This window comes from Pedobacter sp. JY14-1 (genome assembly GCF_029269825.1).
GTDB lineage: Bacteria > Bacteroidota > Bacteroidia > Sphingobacteriales > Sphingobacteriaceae > Pedobacter.
In genome coordinates this window covers 577,084-598,629 of sequence record NZ_JARJHU010000008.1, presented here as the reverse complement: position 1 = coordinate 598,629, position 21,546 = coordinate 577,084, and the positions used below count along the sequence as shown (strand labels likewise).

The 21,546-nt window shown below is 47.4% G+C and carries 24 protein-coding genes and 1 tRNA gene; 21 read left to right on the top strand and 4 right to left on the bottom strand.

What is annotated here, in order from left to right; genetic code table 11:
• The first annotated feature begins 23 nt into the window (after window positions 1-23).
• A complete protein-coding gene (locus P2W84_RS16195) occupies window positions 24-1,736 on the top strand; it encodes a S41 family peptidase (RefSeq protein ID WP_276091204.1) in 1,713 nt (570 codons plus the stop codon).
• Between the two features lie 4 nt (window positions 1,737-1,740).
• Here the strand turns inward: P2W84_RS16195 and P2W84_RS16190 are convergent, their stop codons facing one another.
• On the bottom strand, window positions 1,741-2,070 hold the full coding sequence (locus tag P2W84_RS16190; RefSeq protein WP_276091203.1) for a 2Fe-2S iron-sulfur cluster-binding protein: 330 nt from the start codon (window positions 2,068-2,070) through the stop codon (window positions 1,741-1,743).
• Between the two features lie 2 nt (window positions 2,071-2,072).
• Window positions 2,073-3,083, bottom strand: a complete 1,011-nt coding sequence (locus P2W84_RS16185; RefSeq protein WP_276091202.1) for an NAD(P)/FAD-dependent oxidoreductase — start codon at window positions 3,081-3,083, stop codon at window positions 2,073-2,075.
• Between the two features lie 179 nt (window positions 3,084-3,262).
• On the opposite strand from P2W84_RS16185, the gene P2W84_RS16180 reads away from it, so the two are divergent.
• The 3 genes from P2W84_RS16180 to P2W84_RS16170 all read left to right on the top strand — a co-directional run bounded on the left by P2W84_RS16180 (window position 3,263) and on the right by P2W84_RS16170 (window position 5,341).
• Entirely contained in the window at window positions 3,263-4,003 is a 741-nt protein-coding gene (locus P2W84_RS16180; protein ID WP_276091201.1) for a UDP-2,3-diacylglucosamine diphosphatase, read from the top strand.
• 67 nt (window positions 4,004-4,070) lie between these two features.
• Window positions 4,071-5,144: a peptide chain release factor 1 gene (gene prfA, locus P2W84_RS16175; protein ID WP_276091200.1), complete on the top strand. Its 1,074-nt coding sequence runs from the start codon at window positions 4,071-4,073 to the stop codon at window positions 5,142-5,144.
• Window positions 5,145-5,267: 123 nt separating this feature from the next.
• Window positions 5,268-5,341, top strand: a tRNA-Asp gene (locus P2W84_RS16170).
• Window positions 5,342-5,401: 60 nt separating this feature from the next.
• Here the strand turns inward: P2W84_RS16170 and P2W84_RS16165 are convergent.
• Both P2W84_RS16165 and metK read right to left on the bottom strand, forming a co-directional pair.
• Window positions 5,402-5,749 (bottom strand): hypothetical protein, encoded by a 348-nt coding sequence (locus P2W84_RS16165; protein ID WP_276091199.1) that lies wholly within the window; start codon window positions 5,747-5,749, stop codon window positions 5,402-5,404.
• 105 nt (window positions 5,750-5,854) lie between these two features.
• Window positions 5,855-7,105 carry a methionine adenosyltransferase gene (gene metK, locus P2W84_RS16160; RefSeq protein WP_276091198.1) on the bottom strand — a complete coding sequence of 417 codons (1,251 nt, stop codon included), beginning with the start codon at window positions 7,103-7,105 and terminating at the stop codon, window positions 5,855-5,857.
• A 222-nt stretch (window positions 7,106-7,327) separates the two neighbouring features.
• Here metK and P2W84_RS16155 point away from each other — a divergent pair, with 222 nt between their 5' ends.
• The 17 genes from P2W84_RS16155 to nuoH all read left to right on the top strand — a co-directional run bounded on the left by P2W84_RS16155 (window position 7,328) and on the right by nuoH (window position 21,538).
• Window positions 7,328-8,212 (top strand): diacylglycerol kinase family protein, encoded by an 885-nt coding sequence (locus P2W84_RS16155; RefSeq protein WP_276091197.1) that lies wholly within the window; start codon window positions 7,328-7,330, stop codon window positions 8,210-8,212.
• Window positions 8,213-8,231: 19 nt separating this feature from the next.
• Window positions 8,232-8,588, top strand: a complete 357-nt coding sequence (locus P2W84_RS16150; RefSeq protein WP_276091196.1) for a translation initiation factor — start codon at window positions 8,232-8,234, stop codon at window positions 8,586-8,588.
• Window positions 8,589-8,913: 325 nt separating this feature from the next.
• Complete coding sequence (locus P2W84_RS16145) at window positions 8,914-9,756, top strand: MotA/TolQ/ExbB proton channel family protein (protein ID WP_276091195.1); 843 nt, start codon at window positions 8,914-8,916, stop codon at window positions 9,754-9,756.
• An 84-nt stretch (window positions 9,757-9,840) separates the two neighbouring features.
• Window positions 9,841-10,455: a biopolymer transporter ExbD gene (locus tag P2W84_RS16140; protein ID WP_276091194.1), complete on the top strand. Its 615-nt coding sequence runs from the start codon at window positions 9,841-9,843 to the stop codon at window positions 10,453-10,455.
• Window positions 10,456-10,463: 8 nt separating this feature from the next.
• A complete protein-coding gene (locus tag P2W84_RS16135) occupies window positions 10,464-11,003 on the top strand; it encodes a biopolymer transporter ExbD (protein ID WP_276091193.1) in 540 nt (179 codons plus the stop codon).
• Window positions 11,004-11,029: 26 nt separating this feature from the next.
• The gene (locus P2W84_RS16130) at window positions 11,030-11,851 is read left to right on the top strand and encodes an energy transducer TonB (RefSeq protein ID WP_276091192.1); all 822 of its coding nucleotides are present in this window, start codon (window positions 11,030-11,032) and stop codon (window positions 11,849-11,851) included.
• A gap of 5 nt (window positions 11,852-11,856) precedes the next feature.
• On the top strand, window positions 11,857-12,081 hold the full coding sequence (locus tag P2W84_RS16125) for a hypothetical protein (protein ID WP_276091191.1): 225 nt from the start codon (window positions 11,857-11,859) through the stop codon (window positions 12,079-12,081).
• Between the two features lie 3 nt (window positions 12,082-12,084).
• Window positions 12,085-12,990 carry a substrate-binding domain-containing protein gene (locus P2W84_RS16120; protein WP_276091190.1) on the top strand — a complete coding sequence of 302 codons (906 nt, stop codon included), beginning with the start codon at window positions 12,085-12,087 and terminating at the stop codon, window positions 12,988-12,990.
• Between the two features lie 74 nt (window positions 12,991-13,064).
• Window positions 13,065-14,798, top strand: coding sequence for a hypothetical protein (locus P2W84_RS16115; RefSeq protein WP_276091189.1), 1,734 nt, complete (start codon window positions 13,065-13,067; stop codon window positions 14,796-14,798).
• 81 nt (window positions 14,799-14,879) lie between these two features.
• On the top strand, window positions 14,880-15,251 hold the full coding sequence (locus tag P2W84_RS16110; RefSeq protein WP_276091188.1) for an NADH-quinone oxidoreductase subunit A: 372 nt from the start codon (window positions 14,880-14,882) through the stop codon (window positions 15,249-15,251).
• Window positions 15,252-15,357: 106 nt separating this feature from the next.
• Window positions 15,358-15,900 carry an NADH-quinone oxidoreductase subunit B gene (locus P2W84_RS16105; RefSeq protein WP_276091187.1) on the top strand — a complete coding sequence of 181 codons (543 nt, stop codon included), beginning with the start codon at window positions 15,358-15,360 and terminating at the stop codon, window positions 15,898-15,900.
• Entirely contained in the window at window positions 15,900-16,403 is a 504-nt protein-coding gene (locus P2W84_RS16100) for an NADH-quinone oxidoreductase subunit C (RefSeq protein WP_276091186.1), read from the top strand. The genes P2W84_RS16105 and P2W84_RS16100 overlap by 1 nt, the downstream gene beginning before the upstream one ends.
• Window positions 16,404-16,407: 4 nt before the next feature.
• Window positions 16,408-17,619 (top strand): NADH-quinone oxidoreductase subunit D, encoded by a 1,212-nt coding sequence (locus tag P2W84_RS16095; protein WP_276091185.1) that lies wholly within the window; start codon window positions 16,408-16,410, stop codon window positions 17,617-17,619.
• Window positions 17,612-18,124, top strand: a complete 513-nt coding sequence (locus tag P2W84_RS16090; RefSeq protein ID WP_276091184.1) for an NAD(P)H-dependent oxidoreductase subunit E — start codon at window positions 17,612-17,614, stop codon at window positions 18,122-18,124. The genes P2W84_RS16095 and P2W84_RS16090 overlap by 8 nt, the downstream gene beginning before the upstream one ends.
• Window positions 18,124-19,491, top strand: a complete 1,368-nt coding sequence (gene nuoF, locus P2W84_RS16085; protein WP_276091183.1) for an NADH-quinone oxidoreductase subunit NuoF — start codon at window positions 18,124-18,126, stop codon at window positions 19,489-19,491. Before P2W84_RS16090 ends, nuoF begins: the two co-directional genes overlap by 1 nt.
• A gap of 5 nt (window positions 19,492-19,496) precedes the next feature.
• Window positions 19,497-20,501 carry a 2Fe-2S iron-sulfur cluster-binding protein gene (locus P2W84_RS16080; protein WP_276091182.1) on the top strand — a complete coding sequence of 335 codons (1,005 nt, stop codon included), beginning with the start codon at window positions 19,497-19,499 and terminating at the stop codon, window positions 20,499-20,501.
• The gene (nuoH, locus tag P2W84_RS16075) at window positions 20,501-21,538 is read left to right on the top strand and encodes an NADH-quinone oxidoreductase subunit NuoH (RefSeq protein WP_276091181.1); all 1,038 of its coding nucleotides are present in this window, start codon (window positions 20,501-20,503) and stop codon (window positions 21,536-21,538) included. The genes P2W84_RS16080 and nuoH overlap by 1 nt, the downstream gene beginning before the upstream one ends.
• The last annotated feature ends 8 nt before the right edge of the window (window positions 21,539-21,546 follow it).

Here is a 21,546-nt window from a genome sequence, read left to right as displayed (position 1 = left end):
TTTCTGTTAATCCCGTCCGAACGATGAAGAAAAAATATCAACTGGCCGTAGCCCTTGTGCTTTTTGCTTTTGCTTCGCTGACCTGGTCGTTCAAGGAAGATCTTTTCCTGGTTTCCAAGAACCTGGATGTTTTTGCTTCGCTCTATAGAGAGATCAGTATCAATTATGTGGAAGAGACCGATCCTTCTGGTTTAATGCACACCGGTATCGATGCCATGCTGGCTACACTGGATCCTTATACCGAATATGTGCCGGAATCAGAGATCGAAGATTATAAACTTAAATATGTGAGTACCCAGTATGGGGGCATAGGGGCGAGTACGCTGTTCATCGACGGGAAACTGTTCATTAATGAGGTAATGGAAGGCTATCCTGCGGATAAGGAGGGGCTAAGGCCGGGTGACCAGATATTAAAAATCAATGAAAATGTGGTGAAGGGCAAGACACGGATGCAGGTGAGCCAGTTGCTGCGCGGCCCTAAGGGTTCAGGTGTGGACCTGGAGCTGGTCAGGGATGGCGGGCCGTTGAGGAAGCGGATTGTCCGTGAGGAGATCCGGCAGCCGAATGTGACCTATTCGGGAATGACCCCGGGTGAGATCGGCTATGTCAGGCTGGACAAGTTCCTGGAAAATTCTGCGCAGGAAGTGAAGGACGCATTGCTGGCGCTGGGCAGGCAGAACCCCAGGGGAATGATTCTTGACCTGCGTTATAACGGTGGCGGTATATTGCAGGAGGCGGTAAAGATCGTCAACCTGTTTGTAGACAAGGATGTACTGGTGGTGACGCAAAAGGGAAGGAACCCACAGAAGACATTGTCCTATAAAACGATGGCGGACCCGCTGTTTCCGAAGCTGCCGCTGGTGGTACTGGTGGGCCCGGGTTCGGCTTCCGCGTCTGAGATCGTGGCCGGTGCTTTGCAGGACCTGGACAGGGCTATTATAGTGGGGCAGAGGAGCTATGGGAAGGGTTTGGTGCAACAGACCTTTAATTTACCTTACAACAGTCTGGTGAAGGTGACGGTGGCCAAATATTTTACGCCTTCGGGAAGGTGTATCCAGGCGCTGGACTATGCGCATAAGGATGCAGACGGGAAGACGCATAAATTTGCGGATTCGCTGATGAAGAAGTTCAGTACAAAATCTGGCCGGGGGGTATATGACGGAAACGGGATTTATCCTGATGTGGTGGTGAATCAGACGAAGTACAGTGCTCTGACTGCAGCCATCCTGAGTAAGAGCCTTTTCTTTGATTATGCGAATGATTACCGGAAGCGGAACAAGACCATTACGGAAGCTTCGGCGTTTCAGCTGACAGATAATGATTACAGCCAGTTCGTGGCTGGTATGGAGGGTCGGGATTACAGCTATAATTCACGTACGGAGGAATTGCTGAATGACTTGCGGGAAGAAGCGGAAAAGGAAAACAGACTGCCGGCGGTTAAGGCAGAGCTGGATGGCCTCAGGGCGAAGACGCTGGGTGCAAAAAAAGCAGAGCTGATGACGTATAAACCCGAAATCAAGCGGATCCTGGAAACACAGATCGTGAGCAGGTATTATTACGATAGGGGTAAGGTGATCCAGGCTTTCCAGTACGACAAGGAACTTGCGGCTGCAAGGGCTGTACTGGGCGACCAGGGAAAGATGCTGGCGATCTTAAAGGGTGAAGGTATGTATAAGACGATCGGCAGCCCGGTAAAGGCCGCGGCAAAATCTGCCGCGGATCCCGAACAAGATTGATGCTTTATTCCGCGTGGTGCAGTTTGACAACAAGGCCGTCCATGGCAGGGTTCAGTTGCAGCTGACAGGCCAGCCTCGAATTGGGCAGCAGGTCGGGCAGGGTATCAAGCATGGCGTATTCGTCATCTGACATTTCATTGAGTTTTTCTTCTCCTTCCAGCACGTCCACGCAGCAGGTTGCACAAAGAGCCATGCCCCCGCAGGTAGCGAGAATGTCGTATTCGCAGGCTTTCAGGAATTCCATAAGGCTAAGGCCCATATCTACCGGTGCTTCAAGCCCGGTACGGCTGCCATCGGAATGCTGTACATGTATGATGATATTGTTTTCTTGCATTTTTAAAATTCAGATACTCCGTTTACAGTGGTATATTTCATGGTATATTTTACACCTGGATTGATGTATTGGTAAGCGCTGTGGCTCATCAGGGCTGCTTCATGGAATCCGCAGAGGATCAGCTTGAGCTTGTTGGTATAGGTATTGATGTCGCCGATGGCGTAGATGCCGGGTACATTGGTTGAGTAGTCGTCTACGTTGACTTCGATGGCGCTCTTGCTGATGTTGAGGTTCCAGTTCTCGATCGGGCCAAGCTTAGGGCTAAGGCCGAACAGCGGGATGAGGTGGTCGGTCTCTACTTTAGTGATCTCAAGGGATTTGTTATGGATAATGTCGACCGACTCCAGTCTTCCGTGTCCGTGAACGGCGTTCAGGTTGCTGTTCAGGATCAGGTTGATCTTGCCGCTTTCTGCAAGGGCCATTACTTTGTTAACGGAGTCCGGTGCGCCACGGAAGCTCTCGCTACGGTGTACCAGGGTAAGCTCCTCAACGATATCGGCAAGGAAGATAGTCCAGTCGAGTGCAGAATCGCCGCCGCCTGCGATGACCATTTTCTGGCCTCGGTATTGTTCCGGATCAAGGATCATATAGTTTACACCTCTGCCGTTCTCGAATTGTTCCAGTCCGGCAACTGCGGGTTTGCGCGGCTCGAAACAGCCCAGTCCGCCGGCAATGACGACAACCTTTGCTTCGATGATGGTACCCATATTGGTGGTAAGCACGAAATCTCCCTCTGCACGTTTTTCAAGGCCTTCGATGCGCTCGCCCAGGGTAAAGCCAGGATGGAAAGGTTTGGCCTGTTCCATCAGGTTATCGATAAGTTCCTGCGCAAGTACGCTGGGGAAACCAGGTATATCGTAAATGGGTTTTTTGGGATATATTTCAGACAACTGACCGCCTACCTGTGGTAAATAATCAATCAGATGGCAGCGCATTTTTAATAAGCCTGCTTCAAAAATTGCAAATAAACCTACGGGGCCCGCGCCGATGATGGCTATATCAGTAGAAATCATGATGTTAAAAATTTGTGCGAATTTAAGATTTTTGTTTTAAATAAAGGCCTTATTTATAAATATTCTATATAATACCTAGGATTAAAGGGCGGTGCAGTTTGTCAGTGCATGTGGCTCGCGGTGTTCTGGAGTTGCCTGGCTGTCGCTTTGGGATTTTCCTTATCTTTGCGTTTTCGCCAATGTATAAAAAGATTTACTTCGCTTCTGATTTTCATCTGGGCTCGCCGGATTTCACGGAAAGCCGTTTGCGTGAGGACCGCATTATCCGCTGGCTGGATGCGATTGCCGCTGATTGCGGGGAGCTTTTCCTGATGGGGGATGTGTTTGATTTCTGGTTTGAGTACCGTAAAGTAGTGCCCAAAGGTTATGTACGGTTGTTAGGGAGGCTGGCGATGCTTTCGGACGCAGGGGTAAAGATCTGGTTCTTTAAAGGCAACCATGATATGTGGGTAGAGAACTATTTTACACAGGAGATGGGCATACAGATCGTGAGCGATGAACTGATCATAGAACGTGGAGGGAAACGGTTCTTTTTACATCACGGTGACGGGCTGGGCCCCGGCGACCGAAAATATAAGGTGTTGCGTAAGATCTTCCGTAACCCTGTTTGCCAGTGGTTATTTTCGGTGCTGCCGCCGGTGATCGGGATGGGAATTGCAGGTGGTTGGTCTAAACACAGCAGGGCGGCATCCGGTGGGGAAGAAGAGTTCCTGGGAGAGGACAGAGAATGGCTGGCCGTATATGCCAGGGAAATATTGTCCAAATCGCATTTTGATTACTTTATTTTCGGGCACAGGCATTTGCCGCTGAATCTGGACCTGGGCGGCGGCAGCAGATATATTAATACCGGTGAATGGCTGAAACACAACTCTTATGCGGTGTTTGATGGCAATGAGGTAGCGCTCAGGTATTGGCATTAAGGGAAAAAGCCTTATTTTTGCTGCCCGAACAAAAGCTTGTCTGAAGGGCAGGTAAATTTCTGAATATATGTTAGATAAACTGGAAGCCATTAAGCAGCGCTGGGAAGATGTGGAGGAGCAGCTGAGCAATCCTGATACGGTGCAGGATATGAAACGATTTGCCACATTGAGTAAGGAGTACAAGGACCTGGGCAGGATTGTTGAAGAATATAAGGTCTATAAGAATGTGATCAGCAATATTGAGGCTAACCGGGAGATACTGAGTGCGGAGAAGGATGCCGAGATGCGGGATATGGCCAAAGAGGAGCTGGACTTGCTGCTGGTGCAGCAGGAGGAACTGGAAGAGCGGATCAGGCTGATGCTGATTCCCAAGGACCCGGAAGACGCAAAGAATGCGGTATTTGAGATCAGGGGTGGTACCGGTGGTGATGAGGCTGCGCTTTTTGCCGGGGACCTGTACCGGATGTATACGCGATTTTTTGAGCAGAAGGGCTGGACTGTGGAGACGCTGGATGTGACAGAAGGAACGGTGGGCGGCTATAAGGAGGTGATCCTTAAAGTAAGTGGCGAGGACGTGTACGGGCAATTGAAATATGAGTCGGGCGTGCACAGGGTACAACGTGTACCGGATACAGAAACCCAGGGCAGGGTGCATACTTCTGCTGCTTCAGTGGCGGTACTGCCTGAGGCCGAGGAGATCGATCTTTACATTAACCCTGCGGATATTGAACTTCAGACCTCGAGGTCTGGTGGCGCGGGAGGTCAGAACGTGAACAAGGTGGAAACTAAAGTGCAGCTGACGCATAAACCGTCGGGGATTGTAGTGGTATGCCAGAAGGAGCGTTCGCAACTTGGCAACAGGATCATTGCCATGGAAATGCTGAGGAGCAAGTTGTATGACATCGAGTTGCAGAAAAAGAACGGGGACATTGCCGCGAAACGTAAGACGATGGTATCGACCGGCGATCGTTCAGCGAAGATCCGGACTTATAATTATCCTCAGGGCCGGGTGACGGACCACAGGATCGGGTTGACCTTATATAATCTGAACGCAGTGTTGGACGGAGAGGTGCAGGGGCTGATCGACGCCTTGCAGTTCGCTGAAAATGCGGAGAAACTCAAGGAAGGAGCGATCAACTAAGATGCACTCTGAAGAGTGTCCTAAATTATTAACGCACAGACGGTTGTGATTATTTAAAAATATTTGTTGTAAAGTTGCCGAAAGACGCTATATTTGCAATCCCGAAACAAAAGAACGGGAAACGGTTTGGTAGTTCAGCTGGTTAGAATGCCGCCCTGTCACGGCGGAGGTCGCGGGTTCGAGTCCCGTCCAGACCGCTACAAAAAAGGCTCAGTTCAATTGAACTGAGCCTTTTCTTTTCTGCAGCATAAGGCAGGCTAGGTGAGCAGTTCCTGCAGGTCACGGTCTGCGGTGGGAATCTTTTTCAAAAAGTCGTTAAAGCCCGCATTTTCCTGCGAGCTGTACATGCCATAGGCATCGAGGATATAGCCTATCTGATGATCTTTGTCTTCGAGTATGTACAGTACGGAATTGTCTGCCGGATCAGAGTCGCCTTCAAAGCGATAGGTTTTGATGATGGTAAGGTCTTCGGGGTTATAGATTTTGTTAAGACCGACGCCTTGCATTTTCCCGTGGTCAGTCATCTTTATCTCGTTGTCCATGCCTTTGAGTCTGAGTTTCTCAAGGATCTGGCTAAGGGTATTCATTTCAACTGGACGTTCCATAATAGATTTGTTTTTACAATAAAACAACGGTGCATGGAAATGGTTTGTAAACAAAGGAAAAGCCCCGCATTTGCGGGGCTTTTCCTTTTGTATGTTATATATATACTATATATGAAACGCGGTCTTTACCTGATCTACAAAATCAAGTTTTTCCCAGGTGAACAGTTCTACGGTGACCTGTTTTTCTTCGCCACCCGGGCTTCGGAAGGTTTTGGTGACCGTTTCCGGTTTCCGGCCCATATGCCCGTAAGCAGCAGTTTCACTATAGATCGGGTTACGCAGTTTTAACCGCTGTTCGATGAAGTACGGGCGCATGTCAAACACCTGTTCTACGATGCTGGCGATCTCTCCGTCGGTCTTGCCGACTTTTCCCGTGCCGTAGGTATTAATATAAATGCCCATAGGCCTGGCTACGCCAATGGCATAACTTACCTGCACCAGGACTTCGTCGGCAACACCTGCTGCAACAAGGTTCTTGGCGATGTGTCTGGTAGCATAGGCCGCGCTGCGGTCTACCTTGCTCGGGTCTTTGCCGGAGAAGGCCCCGCCGCCATGGGCGCCTTTGCCACCATAAGTGTCTACAATGATCTTTCTGCCGGTAAGACCAGTATCACCATGCGGACCGCCGATTACAAACTTGCCGGTTGGGTTGATATGGTATTGGATATTGTTGTTGAAGAGGTGGGCGTATTTAGGGTATTTGGCGATGATCCTTGGGATAAGGATGCTTACGAGATCGGCTTTGATTTTAGATAACATTGCAGTTTCCTCGTCGAAATCATCGTGCTGAGTGGAAATGACTATGGCATCGATGCGTACCGGTTTGTTATTATCGTCGTATTCGAGGGTTACCTGCGATTTTGCGTCTGGCCTCAAATAGGTAATCTCCTTATTTTCCCTTCTCAGTACGGCAAGTTCCTGGAGCAGTTTGTGGGACAGGTCCAGGGCTAGTGGCATGTAGTCTTCTGTTTCGTTTGTAGCGTAGCCAAACATCATGCCCTGATCGCCGGCGCCCTGTTCTTCCTTGGTACTCCGGTCTACGCCCTGGTTGATGTCCTGGGACTGTTCGTGGATGGCTGAAAGGATACCGCAGGAGTTGGCCTCGAACATGTATTCGCTTTTGGTATAACCGATCTTCCGGATGACTTCACGGGCAATCTGCTGGACATCCAGATACGTCTGTGACTTGACTTCACCTGCCAGGATGACCTGCCCTGTGGTAACCAGGGTCTCACAAGCTACTTTTGATTCGGGATCAAAGGCCAGGAAGTTGTCAATGAGGGCATCGGAAATCTGGTCAGCGACTTTATCTGGGTGGCCTTCTGAAACCGACTCGGAGGTAAATAAATACGACATGCTTTGAATAATTAAAATTTGTAAATGTTAATTATGGAGCCGGATTTCCCTGGAGCAGGTGTAAAAGGAAGTGTGTAATCGGTTAGCACTTTTTTTTACGTGGTTGCAATCCCGCTATTATTAGCATCGCAAATCAGTCCACTTTTTAACGGGCGTAAAATTAGTACATATATTTAATTAGTCAAAAAATATCAATTATTTTGCAGTCTAATCCATACTCAGTTGTCCAAGCAAAACATACTGTTCATTATTAACCCCATCTCTGGCGGGAAGGATAAACTGAAGATACCGGCGCTGATCGATACCGTACTGGACAAATCGAGGTTCAGTCCTAACTTCAGCTTTACCGAATATGTAGGGCATGCAGCGGAAATTGCCGAAGAAGCTTCGGGAAGGAATTTTGACCTGCTGGTGGCTGTCGGTGGTGACGGGACTGTAAATGAGGTGGCCGGACAGGCCATGAGGTATGGAAAGACTTTGGGTATTATCCCTTTTGGTTCAGGAAATGGACTGGCTCGTTTCCTGCGTATCCCGATGAACACAGTTAAGGCGATCAGGCTGCTGAATACAGGCAGTCCGATGGCAATAGATACGGGTACTTTTAACGGAAAGGCTTTTTTCAACATGTCCGGAATGGGTTTTGATGCGCACATTGCCGCTATTTTTGCAGGCAGGAAGTCCCGGGGCCTGGCAGGATACCTTAAGTCGGGCGTTAAGGAAGTGTTGAATTACCACGCACAACGGTATCAACTGGAAATTGATGGTGTTGCACTGGAGCGGCGGGCCTTTGTGATCAGTATCGCCAATTCTTCGCAATACGGTAATAATGTACATGTTTCCCCTGAGGCATCGGCCAGAGACGGGCTTATGGATGTCTGCATCATTGGGAAGTTTCCGATGTACCGTTTACCTGCGCTGGCCTACAGAATGGTGAGAGGACTTACCCACCGTTCGGATATGGTAGAGATCATCAGGGGTAAACATATCCGGATTCGTCGTGAACAGGAAGGTGCTATTCATATTGACGGTGAGCCTTTTTATATGGGGCGGGAGATCGTGATCGATACCCTGCCGCTCTCTCTTGATATTATTGTGCCAGGGGTATAAAAAATAACAATTGGGAAGTATGAAAAAAGACAAAAAGAAAGTATTGAACGATTTTGGCGGCATCATGTATTCTACTGATCCATCCTATGTTTTTGAAGAGGCGGCGGATGGAACGGAAAGCGATGTTCCTAACGGGCAGCAGGACCTTCGGGTGATGCTGGATAAGAAAAACCGGGGCGGGAAGGCGGTGACCCTGGTAACCGGATTCAGGGGCCCTGACCTGGCCCTTGCTGAACTGGCAAAACTGCTGAAATCGAAATGCGGGGTCGGTGGTTCAGCTAAGGACGGCTCGGTGCTTATTCAGGGGGATTTCAGGGATAAGATTATGGAAATCCTTGTAAAGGAGGGATATAAAGCGAAGCGATCCGGTGGCTGAAAGCTGTATATACAAGTTAGATGCCGGGAGGAAAAGCAAGGTAAAGGCATTTTTTTGACTAAAAATTTGCATTTCTTTTTTTTTTTGACTTTAATTGTGAAAGATTGTTTCCATAGCGGGACAATCTTTTTTAATTATACAGTGCTGCGGGAGGGAAATACTTAGGGTAATGCAAATGATGAAGCTAATGATTATTTAATTTGGAATTAAAATCAAAGTTTTAAATTTGTTATTGCAACAATTGTTTATGAACGTCGTTGTGTGTATTACGGAATAATAATCTGAAAATTTAAAAAACAAAGTACTAAAACTAAAAACTAAAAAAATGGCAAACGCACCAAAACCAACAACAGTAAAAAAGGAAGGATCATCTTCAGCCTCAAACTTATTTGCGACTCTGACTATCCCGATTTGTATCATTATCGGTATCTGTGTCTATAAGTTTATTTTTGGAGACAGGGGGAATTTTATCAATGGCGCGGATCCTGATTTGCATGACACCCTGCCTTTGCCAGGTAACTATATGGGTATGGCTTATAAAGGCGGACCTATTGTACCCGTACTTTTAGGCATGTTCCTGATGGTGATCGTATTCTCTATCGAAAGGACCATCGTCATCAGCAAAGCTACTGGTAAGAGCGGTCTTGACGCTTTTGTTAAGAAAATCCAGGCACTTTTAAACTCAAACAACATTGAGTCTGCTATTGCAGAATGCGACAAGCAGCAAGGTTCTGTTGCAAATGTGATCAAATCCGGTCTGAAAAAATACCGTGAGATGGAAACTGAGCAAAATATGGATACCGACCAAAAATGTCTTGCTATCCAAAAGGATATTGAAGAAGCCACTACACTGGAAATGCCAATGCTGGAGCAAAACCTGACTGTAATCGCTACCTTGGTTTCTGTAGGTACACTGACTGGTCTTTTGGGAACGGTAACAGGTATGATCAAGGCCTTCGGTGGTCTGGCGAACTCTGGAGCTCCTGACCAGGCAGCACTTGCAACCGGTATCTCTGAAGCATTGATCAACACGGCTACTGGTATCGGTACCTCTACCTTCTCAATCATCATGTACAACATCCTGACTTCCAAGATCGACAAGCTGACTTACGCCATCGATGAGGCAGGATTCAGCATCATCCAGACCTACGCAAGTACGCATAAATAGCAGATATTAATATTTTTTTCCCGGCTTTATGGAAAACCGGATGAATTCACATCATTAGTAAAAAAATAGATAATATTTAAAGTTATGCCAAGAGCAAAGGTTCAGAGAAAGAGTACTTCAATAGATATGACGGCGATGTGCGACGTTGCCTTCCTGTTGCTGACTTTCTTTATTTTAACAGCGACTGCACGTCAGCCTGATCCTCTGGATGTCCAGATACCAAGCTCGACGTACAAGATCAAAGTACCTGATACGGATATAGGTATCCTCTCTATCGGTAAGGGCAAAGTGTTCTATGAGATCGTGGGACAGGATGTAAAGGTGGCCACGCTTGACCGGATGAGCAAGCAGTACAATATTGCTTTTAGCCCGGAAGAAAGAAAGCGTTTTGGTGTTCTGGGTTCGTTTGGCGTGCCTATTGAGTCGCTCAAGCAATTTCTTGCCATGAATGCCGATGAAAGGGACAAGTTTGCAAAAGCGAGCAATGGTATCCCTGCAGACTCTACCAATAATCAGCTGGCAGAGTGGATCATGCAGAACCGCCATGCGGTAGCTGAGTTGCACAATACACCCCTTCGTATCAGTATTAAAGGTGATGCCAAGGAGGAATATCCAACGGTCAAAAAGATCGTGGACATCCTGCAGAAGCAAAAAGTTAACAAATTCAGTTTAATTACTTCTGCCGAAGGCGGAAAATAAAATAAATTATGGCAGAATTAGATACCTCCAGCGGGGGAGGGAAAAAAGGCGGTGGCAAGGTAAGAACCAAGAAGGCCAGTACCAAAGTAGATTTGACTGCGATGGTGGATCTGGCGTTCCTGCTGATTACCTTCTTCATGCTGACAACCTCCCTGTCTAAGCCGATTGCAATGGACATTGCAAAGCCGGACCAAGAGGACAATGATGTAAAGAACGAACTTCGTGCGTCTCAGACCATGACGGTTCTTCTCGGATCGAATGATAAAGTGGCCTGGTATATGGGTGAGGCAAAGGACGCCAAACCTGTGATCGAAACTTTTCCTGAAGTAAGACAGTCCTTATTAAAGAACAAGGATAATGTCTATAAGACGACAGGCAGACAGATCGTGATCGTTGTGAAACCAACAGAAGCAGCTTCATATAAGAATTTTGTTGATATCATGGATGAGTTGAACATTGCGGGCATCAAAACGGCGCCTGCGATCGACGACGTGAACATTCTCGAGAACGAGAAGCAGTTCATGAAGGAAGGGGGAATATATAAGTAATCATGAACAGAAAAAAATATTAAGCTATGTTTGGTTCAAAAATAGATTTATTTAAAAGGGATTGGCTTGATGTGGTTTTCGCGAACAAGAACAAAAGCTATGGAGCCTATGAGCTTCGTCAGCGCAGTGACGCGAATACAACCAAATCTTTGCTGATTGCTTCCACAGTCTTTGTGCTGGCATTTCTGTCACCTAAGATTGCAGAACTGGTTAAGCCAGCGCCTCCTGTGGAGAAAGAAGAAAAGCAGGTCGAGGTTATCGTACAGCCTCCGCCGCCGGTAAACCCGGAGACGCCTCCGCCACCACCGCCGCAACCACCGCCACCTAAGCAGGACCAAGTAAAGTTCCCGCCTCCTATCGTTAAGCCAGACGAACTGGTACGTGATGAAGAGCCGGTAACCATAGAAGACCTGAAGAAAGCTGATCCTGGTCAGAAGACAATTGCGGGTGACCCTGATGCAGACATCGTCATCGCTACTGCTGCGGGCGACGGACCTAAACAGGCCGCGGTAGTTGAGGATACCAAGGTTTATGACTTTGTGAGCCTTGAGTCCCAGCCAACCTTTCCGGGCGGTATGGACAAGTTCTATGCCTATGTACAGCGGGCAGTAAAATATCCGGCCATGGCACAGGAGAATAACATACAGGGCAAGGTATTTCTTTCCTTCGTAGTAGAGAAGGACGGCAGCCTTACTGACATCAAGGTAGAGCGTAAGCTCGGCGGGGGTACTGATGAGGAAGCGATCCGGGTGTTGAAAGCGAGCCCGAGATGGATTCCAGGTATCCAGAATGGTAAGAAGGTACGTGTGAAATACAATATTCCAATCAGTTTCACCTTATCTCAGTAACCAGGATGTTTAACTTGAAAGCATTCAGACAGAAATCGCCTCAACAGCGATTTCTGTTCATTTTAGGGCTGGTCATGTTTGTTTTTTACCTGGTACTGGGGCTCATATTTATTTTATGGGCGGACATGCCGGTAACGATAGAGCGTAAGTACCGGATCATGATGGGATGCTTACTGATCGTGTACGCTGCGATCAGGTTTACAAGGGTGATTAAACAGGATAACGAATAATATATGCGGTATTTAGGTCTTTTTGTTTTTTCTCTGGTACTTTCCGCTTGTTCGGGACCTGCAAAAAAGAAGGAAGCTGTTGAGCAAACGAGAACTTCAGGAAGTGTGAAGATACTTGTGGACGAGACGTTTTCTTCTATTATAGCCGGACAGATAGCGGTTTTTAAAAGTGATTATAAAAATGCCGAGTTCCTTGTCTCTGAAGGGAGTGAGAATAAGATTATACCTGCTTTTCTGGCGGACAGCGCAAGGGTACTGGTCTTGTCCAGAATGTTGAAACCAGAGGAGGATAAAGTATACAGGAACAAAGGAATTATTCCCAAGACTTCCCGTTTTGCGATAGATGGTATCGCACTGGTTGTGGCTAAGGATGTAGTGGATTCAACAATTACTACGGAACAGGTGCTGAACATCATGAAAGGTGCAGGTGATGGCAGGAGCCTCGTTTTCGACAATGCTTATTCCAGTACTATCCGTTATTTTAAAGACCTTTCGGGAATAAAAGACCTTCCGAAAAAAGGGGTATATACTTTGGAGACCAATAATGACGTTATCAAATATGTCGGGGAAAACAAAAACTTTATCGGAGTGATCGGTGTTAACTGGCTGATCGATAATAGCCAGGATATGTCATCTTATATTGGAAAGGTGAAAATGCTTGGGGTAAAAAATCAGAAGGGAAAAAAGGGGGATGACGCTTTTTATACTCCGGTACAGGAAAACCTGATCAATGGGATCTATCCTTTTCTGAGAAACGTATATATTATTGATTGCGAAGGGCGGGATGGACTGGGCACAGGTTTTGCCAACTGGCTTCTTGGCCCTAGAGGGCAGCTCATCGTATTGAAATCCGGTCTTGGGCCACATAAGATGATGCCCAGAGAATTTAACTTGAAGAATAACAACTAAGTTTTATATTTGAATAAAATGAATACTGAGACTGCCCGTGCAGGTTTCATTACTTTAATACTAATTTGGAAACTATGAAAATGACAAAGAAAGCGATTACCTTAGGTTTAAGTTTAGTTGTGATGGGTTCGGCCTCCTTTGCTCAGAGTTTAGACGACGCTAAAAAAGCTATAGACGCGGAGCAGTACCAGAAGGCAACCGCCATGCTGAAGGCATTGGTGCAATCACAAGCAAAAAAAGGGGAGAATTATTTTTATCTGGGCGATGTTTACCTGAAACGGGATTATATTGACTCTGCCAGGGCTGCATTTACTCAGGGTGTTGAGGCCGATGCTAAAAATCCGCTGAACTATGTGGGACTTGGACATGCTGACCTGGCATCGAATAACCCCACATCTGCAAAAACCAATTTTGATAAAGCGATAGAAGTTTCTTCAAAGAAGGACTACACACCGTATCTGTATACCGGCAAGGCTTACCTGGATATCGATAAACCTGACTTTGCCGCTGCGTTACCTAATCTGCAAAAGGCTGATGAGCTGGATGATAAAGATAAGGAGCCTCAGATATTTGTGGCTTTAGGTGACTATTATGCGCTTCAGCGCAAGAACTCTGAGGCACTTGGGGCTTACATGAATGCCCTGAGCCTGGATCCGAAACTCTACAGGTCTACCGTTCAGATCGGCAGGATGTACAAGGAATCAAGGGCTTTCAGCGAAGGGGAAACAGAATTGAAGAATGTAATTACTGCTGATCCGAACTACGGTCCTGCTTACAGGGAGCTTGCAGAACTTTACAGACAATGGGCTGATTTTGAACCTGCCAGTGCAGAGGCGAAAAATGCAGATGCGATCACCAATTACAAGAAATATCTGGACCTGACCGATAAGTCTTACGAGTCAAGGATCAGGTATGCGCAGATTCTTTTCTATGCAAAGGATTATAAGTCTTTGGAGCAGGAAACGACTGAACTGGCTACAATGAATCCGAATGACCCTAAAAACGTAGTGGTGCTGAGGCTTCGCGGCTATTCCGCTTATGAGAACGGAAATTATCCTCAGAGTCTGGAATTTATGAACGATTTCTTTGCGCGGGTTAAAGATACTACGAGGATCATTTCTGAAGATTATCTGTACCTTGGACAGGCACAGCTGAAGAACCAGCAGGATAGCCTGGGTATCATTAACGTAACCAAGGCGCTGGTGAGGGACTCTTCAAAATCGACCATCCTGGCTGACCTGGCAAAATCGTATTATGATGCGAAGGACTACAAGCGTGCGATGGAGACTTATGCAATTGCGAACAGATTCAATCCAAATGCCAAAGGGGCCGGCTCACTGCTGAACTTTTACTATCATGGCCTGGCTTCTTATTTCTATTATGGTCAGGGATACAACGCAAAGACCAATCCTTCAAAAGATATTCTGGTGCGGGCCGATTCTTCATTCGCTACAGTGGCCAAGTTTTCCCCGACCACCTATGATGCATACCTGTGGAGGGCAAGGGTAAATAACCTGAAAGACAGTGATACGGATCCGGTAGGTTTGAAACTGCCGTTTTACCAGCAATATGTGGATTCTCTGGCTGCGCACCCTGACAAGCAGACCGCGACAGCGAAAAAGAACATGGTTGAGGCTTATAACCAGATCGCTGGTTTTGCTTCTTACAAGGAGGATAAAGTAAAAGCAAAGGAATACTGGGAAAAAGCATTGGCGATCAACCCTCAGGATGCTACGGCACAGGAAGGTATCAAGTCGCTGACTGCCCCCGCTCCTAAGGCGGCTCCTAAAGCAACACCTAAGAAATAGTCTTATAATAATTTACAATAAAACAAAAGGCAGGTTGTGATCCTGCCTTTTTGTTTTATTTTTGCCAGATAATTTTATCCAATGGAAACTGCAAGTACTTCTGTCGATTTTTTACCTATTCTTTTCCAGGTGATCGTTGCCCTGGGTTTCGTGGTGGTGACTTTGGTTGCGACACATTATTTAGGCCCGAAGCGCAAAACCGCTGATAAGTTGTCCACTTTTGAGGCGGGCATTAAGGTGATCGGTAATGCGAGACAACCCTTTTCCATTAAGTATTTTCTAGTGGCCATCCTGTTTGTATTGTTTGATGTGGAGGTGATCTTTATGTATCCCTGGGCGGTTAATTTCCGCGATCTGGGAATGGATGGAATGATCGAAATGTTTGTGTTTATGGGGACGTTGTTGCTGGGTTTTATTTATGTGCTGAAGAAGAAAGTTCTGGACTGGAATTAGGCTATTTAGATTGTTTCTAAATGATGTAGGCTTAATTCTTTTACTTTCAAAATATTGTAGATTTGTGGCTCATTCTGTACTGGAATGAGCCTTTTTTATTTGTATCATGAGTGACATCAATATAGTTGAAGCGCCTCCAGGGATAGAAGGATCTGGCTTCTTCGCGACCTCTTTGGATAAGGTGATTGGCCTGGCCCGGTCCCACTCTTTGTGGCCGCTTCCTTTTGCGACTTCCTGCTGTGGTATTGAGTTTATGGCGACCATGGGCTCACATTATGATTTCGGCCGCTTTGGTTCTGAAAGGCTTAGTTTTTCACCGCGACAGGCAGATTTGCTGATGGTAATGGGGACGATCGCCAAGAAGATGGCACCGGTGCTGAAGCAGGTATACCTGCAAATGGCGGAGCCGAGATGGGTAATGGCTGTTGGTGCCTGTGCATCGAGCGGAGGTATATTCGATACCTATTCGGTACTTCAGGGAATCGACGAGATCATTCCTGTTGATGTATATGTTCCAGGCTGCCCGCCAAGGCCGGAGGCGATCCTGGATGGTTTTGGGAAGATTCAGGAGCTTGTTAAGAATGAGTCCCTGAGAAGAAGGAACTCTGATCAGTATAAGGAATTGCTGGCTTCATACGGTATACAATAATGGCAGAAATAACTAATCAGGAACTGATCAATGCACTGTCCGCAAAATTTGGCGGAAAAGTAAGCGGATTTGACGAACCTTATGGCTTGCTGACCCTGGAGACGACTAAAGATGTTATCATTAATGTCCTGACTTTCCTGAAGGAGGAGGCCCCGGCTAAATTTAATTTCCTTACGGACATTACTGCGGTACATTATCCGGGCAGAAAGCATGCGATTGCAGTAGTTTATCATTTGCATGCCATGGTGCAGCGCAAGCGTATACGGGTGAAGGTCTTTATTGATGAGCATCATCCGGAGATCCCCACAGCTACAGGTTTGTGGCTGGGCGCTAACTGGATGGAAAGAGAGACTTATGACTTTTTCGGGATCCGTTTTGAAGGTCATCCGGATCTGAGAAGAATTTTAAATATGGATGAACTGGGGGTACACCCTATGTTGAAACAATATCCTTTGGAAGACCCCAACCGGGTGGATAAGAAGGATGAATACTTTGGCAGGTAAGTATATGAACAATCAACCGGTATTTACAGATAACGATCCGCAGAATGAGCTGGTAACCCTCAACCTGGGACCTACACACCCTGCGACGCACGGGGTTTTCCAGAATGTGATCCAGCTGGACGGTGAGCGTATCGTGAGCGGGGTCTCTACCATCGGCTATATCCACCGTGCTTTTGAGAAGATCGCTGAACACAGGCCTTTTTACCAGATTACGCCCCTGACGGACCGACTGAACTATTGTTCGTCCCCGATCAACAATATGGGATGGCACATGACGGTGGAAAAGCTGCTGAACATTCAGACACCCAAAAGGGTGGATTACCTTCGGGTGATCGTGATGGAGCTTTCGCGGATTGCCGACCATATCATCTGCAATACGATCATTGCACAGGATACTGGCGCTACGACGACCTTTCTGTACCTTTTTCAATTCAGGGAGCATATCTACGAGATCTTTGAAGAAGTTTGCGGTGCACGCCTGACGACGAACATCGGCCGCATTGGCGGATTCGAAAGAGATTTCAACGAAATTGCCTTTTCGAAGATCAGAAAGTTCCTGAAGGAGTTTCCGGTAGCTTTGAAGGAATTTGAAAGCCTGCTGAACCGTAACCGGATCTTTATAGATCGTACGGCCAAGGTAGCGGAGGTGAGCCGCGAAAATGCATTAAGCTATGGCTGGACCGGACCTCTTCTGAGGTCGACAGGAGTGGATTATGATGTGCGGGTGAGCGATCCTTACAGTTCGTATGAGGATTTTGATTTTGAGGTGCCGGTAGGTACCAGTGGAGATATTTACGACCGATACCTGGTGCGGAACGAGGAAATGTGGCAGAGTGTGCGTTTAGTTGAGCAGGCGATGGAAAAGATCGCAGGTGAGCCTAAGGGAATATTCCATGCGGATGTGCCGGAATTTTACCTTCCTGCTAAGGAGGAGGTCTATAATAATATGGAGGCGCTGATCTACCATTTCAAAATTGTGATGGGAGAAATCGATGCACCCAAAGCGGAGGTTTACCACGCGGTGGAGGGAGGAAACGGTGAGCTTGGATTTTATCTGATCAATGACGGAGGAAGAACCCCTTACCGACTGCATTTTAGGAGACCTAGTTTTATTAATTACCAGATGTTTGCTCCGATGAGTGAAGGCATGCTGCTGTCAGATGCCATTATCAATATGAGTAGTATGAACATCATTGCCGGAGAATTAGATGCTTAGAGTAGAAGAACAGCAGCCTGTTGAATTTTCATCTGCGCTGATTGCCAGGTTTGATGAGATCGTTAAGAGATACCCGGAAGGGAAACAGAAGTCGGCTTTGCTGCCGGTGCTCCATGAGACTCAGGCGGAGCTGGGCTGGCTGAGTACTTCGGCCATGGACAAGGTGGCTGAATACCTGGATATCCTGCCCATAGAAGTGTATGAGGTAGCCTCTTTCTATACCATGTATTTCCTGAAACCCCAGGGTAAATATGTACTTGAAGTATGCCGCACAGGCCCTTGCTGCCTGGTTGGTGCCGAAAGGATCATGAAGCACATTGAGGACCGCCTGGGTGTGAAAGAAGGTGAGGTAACGGAGGATGGCCTGTTCAGCTGGAGGGGTGTGGAATGTCTGGCAGCCTGTGGCTATGGCCCTGTGCTGCAGATCGGCCCGGAATACACTTTTTATGAAAACCTCAATGAGCAGAGTGTGGATCAATTGATTGAAGACTTACGCAGAAAATAATGGCCCGTAAACTGTTATTAGAACATATCAACGTACCTGGCATCAATACCTTTGATGTGTACCGGGAAAAAGGCGGGTACCGTGCCGTTGAAAAGGCGCTGAAGACCCTTAGTCCTGACGAGGTGGTGGAAGAAGTGAAGAAGTCGGGCCTGCGCGGCCGCGGAGGGGCGGGCTTCCCTACGGGAATGAAATGGAGCTTTCTGGCCAAGCCGGAAGGTGTACCGCGTTACCTGGTCTGCAATGCGGACGAATCGGAACCGGGCACATTTAAGGACCGTTTTCTGATGACCCACATCCCTCACGCGCTGATAGAAGGCATGATCGTATCCAGCTATGCGCTTGGGGCAAATACCTCCTACATCTACGTAAGGGGCGAAATGATGCCGCAGATCCGCATTCTTGAGCGCGCGATTGCTGAGGCGAAAAGTGCAGGCTTTCTGGGGCAGAACATCCTGGGTACAGGTTATAATCTGGAGCTCTACGTTCAGCCTGGTGGCGGGGCCTATATCTGCGGAGAGGAAACGGCTTTACTGGAATCGCTTGAGGGTAAGCGCGGTAATCCAAGGATCAAGCCGCCTTTTCCGGCTATTGCGGGACTTTACGGATGTCCGACGGTGGTTAATAATGTAGAATCCATTGCGGCTACAGTGCCGATCATTAACGATGGTGGTGAAGAATATGCGAAGATCGGTATTGGTCGGAGCACAGGTACCAAACTGATCTCGGCATCTGGTAACCTGGTCAGGCCTGGTGTTTATGAGATCGAACTCGGTCTTTCTGTAGAGGAATTCATTTATTCTGACGAATATTGCGGCGGTATTGCAAATGGCAAGCGCTTGAAGGCCACGGTGGCCGGGGGCTCTTCGGTGCCGATCCTGCCGGCAAACCTGACGCTGAAACTGGCCAGTGGTGAACCAAGACTGATGAGCTATGAGTCTTTATCGGAAGGTGGCTTTGCTACCGGTACGATGCTAGGATCGGGTGGTTTTATTGCCTTTGATGAAGATCAGTGCATTGTCAGGAATACCTGGAACTTTGCTCGTTTCTATCATCATGAAAGTTGCGGACAGTGTTCGCCTTGCCGTGAAGGAACTGGCTGGATGGAAAAGGTATTGCACCGGATCGAATATGGCCATGGTAAGATGAGTGATATCGACCTGCTGGTGGATGTATCCAGAAAAATTGAAGGAAACACGATCTGTCCGCTGGGTGATGCGGCTGCATGGCCGGTTGCAAGTGCGATCAGGCACTTCAGGGACGAATTTGAGTGGCATGTAAAGGAACCGGTAAAATGTCTTGATACAAATTATGGTCTGGCAAATTATGCCGAACCGATTGCAAAAGCAGAAGTTACGACAGGAAATTAAGGGTCATGAGCGATAAAGTTAAAGTTACGATAGACGGGATTACGGTTGAGGTAGCGCCCGGTACAACAATTTTGAATGCGGCCAGACAGATTGGCGGGGATATTGTCCCTCCGGCAATGTGTTATTATTCGAAACTGCAGGGGAGCGGAGGTAAGTGCCGTACCTGTATCGTAAAGGTAAGCAAGGGGTCGGAGAAAGATCCCCGCCCGATGCCTAAGCTGGTAGCGTCCTGCCGTACTACGGTAATGGACGGTATGGAGGTACTGAACATTACTTCTCCGGAGGTGATCGAGGCACGTAACGGGGTTGTGGAGATTTTGCTGATCAACCATCCGCTGGACTGCCCGGTGTGTGACCAGGCTGGCGAATGTGACCTGCAGAACCTTGGATATGAGCATGGGCTTCAGAAAACAAGATACGAATTTGAGCGCAGGACCTTTGAGCGCATTGATATCGGTGACAAGATCCAGTTGCACATGAACCGCTGCATTTTATGCTATCGCTGTGTATTTACTGCAGACCAGATCACCAATAAGCGGGTGCATGGTATTCTGAACAGGGGAGACCATTCCGAAATCTCTACCTATATCCATACTGCAATCGATAACGATTTTTCAGGAAACGTGATCGACGTTTGCCCTGTGGGTGCGCTTACCGATAAGACTTTCCGTTTTAAGAACCGTGTATGGTTTACCAAGCCGATCGACGCGCACAGGGACTGCCCTACTTGCAGCGGAAAGGTGACTTTATGGTATAAGGGAGAGGATGTACTGCGGGTGACCGCCCGTAAGGATATCTATGGGGAAGTGGAGGAGTTCATTTGCAATACCTGCAGGTTTGACAAGAAGAAAACTTCCGATTGGGTGATCGAGCATCCGACCCATATCAGCGATGCTTCGGTAATTTCTTCCAACCACTATGAGACACTGAAACCGCTTCCGGTGATTCAGAATAATCCTGTATTGCAGGAGGCGAACAGAAAAGAACTAGAAAAAACGGTCAAATTCTAATGGAAATAGCATTTGTAATAGAAAAATTTATCCTTGTGGTCATCATATTTGCGATCAGCCTTCTGATCGCAATGTATTCCACCTATGCTGAACGAAAAGTAGCCGCTTTTCTGCAGGACAGGCTTGGACCGGACAGAGCCGGGCCGTTTGGTATCCTTCAGCCACTTGCTGATGGGGTAAAGATGTTCATGAAGGAGGAGATTGTTCCGGCTAACTCCAATAAATGGCTATTTATGGTCGGTCCGGGACTGGCTATGCTGACGGCCTGTATCGGTACGGCTGTTATTCCCTGGGGAAGTGAGATCACCATAGGCGGAAAGGTAGTCCCCCTGCAGGTAACGGATATAAACGTAGGTATCCTTTATATATTTGGTGTGGTTTCTCTGGGTGTTTATGGGGTGATGATCGGTGGCTGGGCCTCTAATAATAAATATTCTTTATTGAGTGCGATCAGGGCGGCTTCGCAAAATATCAGCTATGAGATCGCGATGGGCCTGTCGATTATCGCGCTTCTGCTGGTGACCAATACGATGAGTCTTAAAGAGATCGTGGAACAGCAGCACGGCTGGCATTGGAATGTGCTTTACCAGCCGCTGGGCTTTATTATTTTTATGGTATGCGCTTTTGCAGAGACTAACCGTGCACCTTTTGACCTGCCGGAATGCGAGACGGAACTGATCGGTGGTTATCATACCGAGTATTCTTCCATGAAACTGGGCTTTTACTTGTTTGCGGAATACATCAATATGTTTGTGTCTTCTGCGGTGATGGCGACCTTATATTTCGGTGGTTATAACTATCCGGGTATGGACTGGGTGCTGGCCAATACAGGAGCTGTGATCGGCCCGCTGATCGGAACGGCAGTATTTTTCGCGAAGATATTTGCATTCATCTTCTTTTTCATGTGGGTGAGGTGGACAATCCCGAGGTTCCGTTATGACCAGCTGATGCACCTGGGCTGGAAAGGGCTGATCCCGCTGGCCATCGCCAACATCATTATCACCGGAGTAGTGATTGCAGTAATTGAAAAGTTTTAACCCGCAGC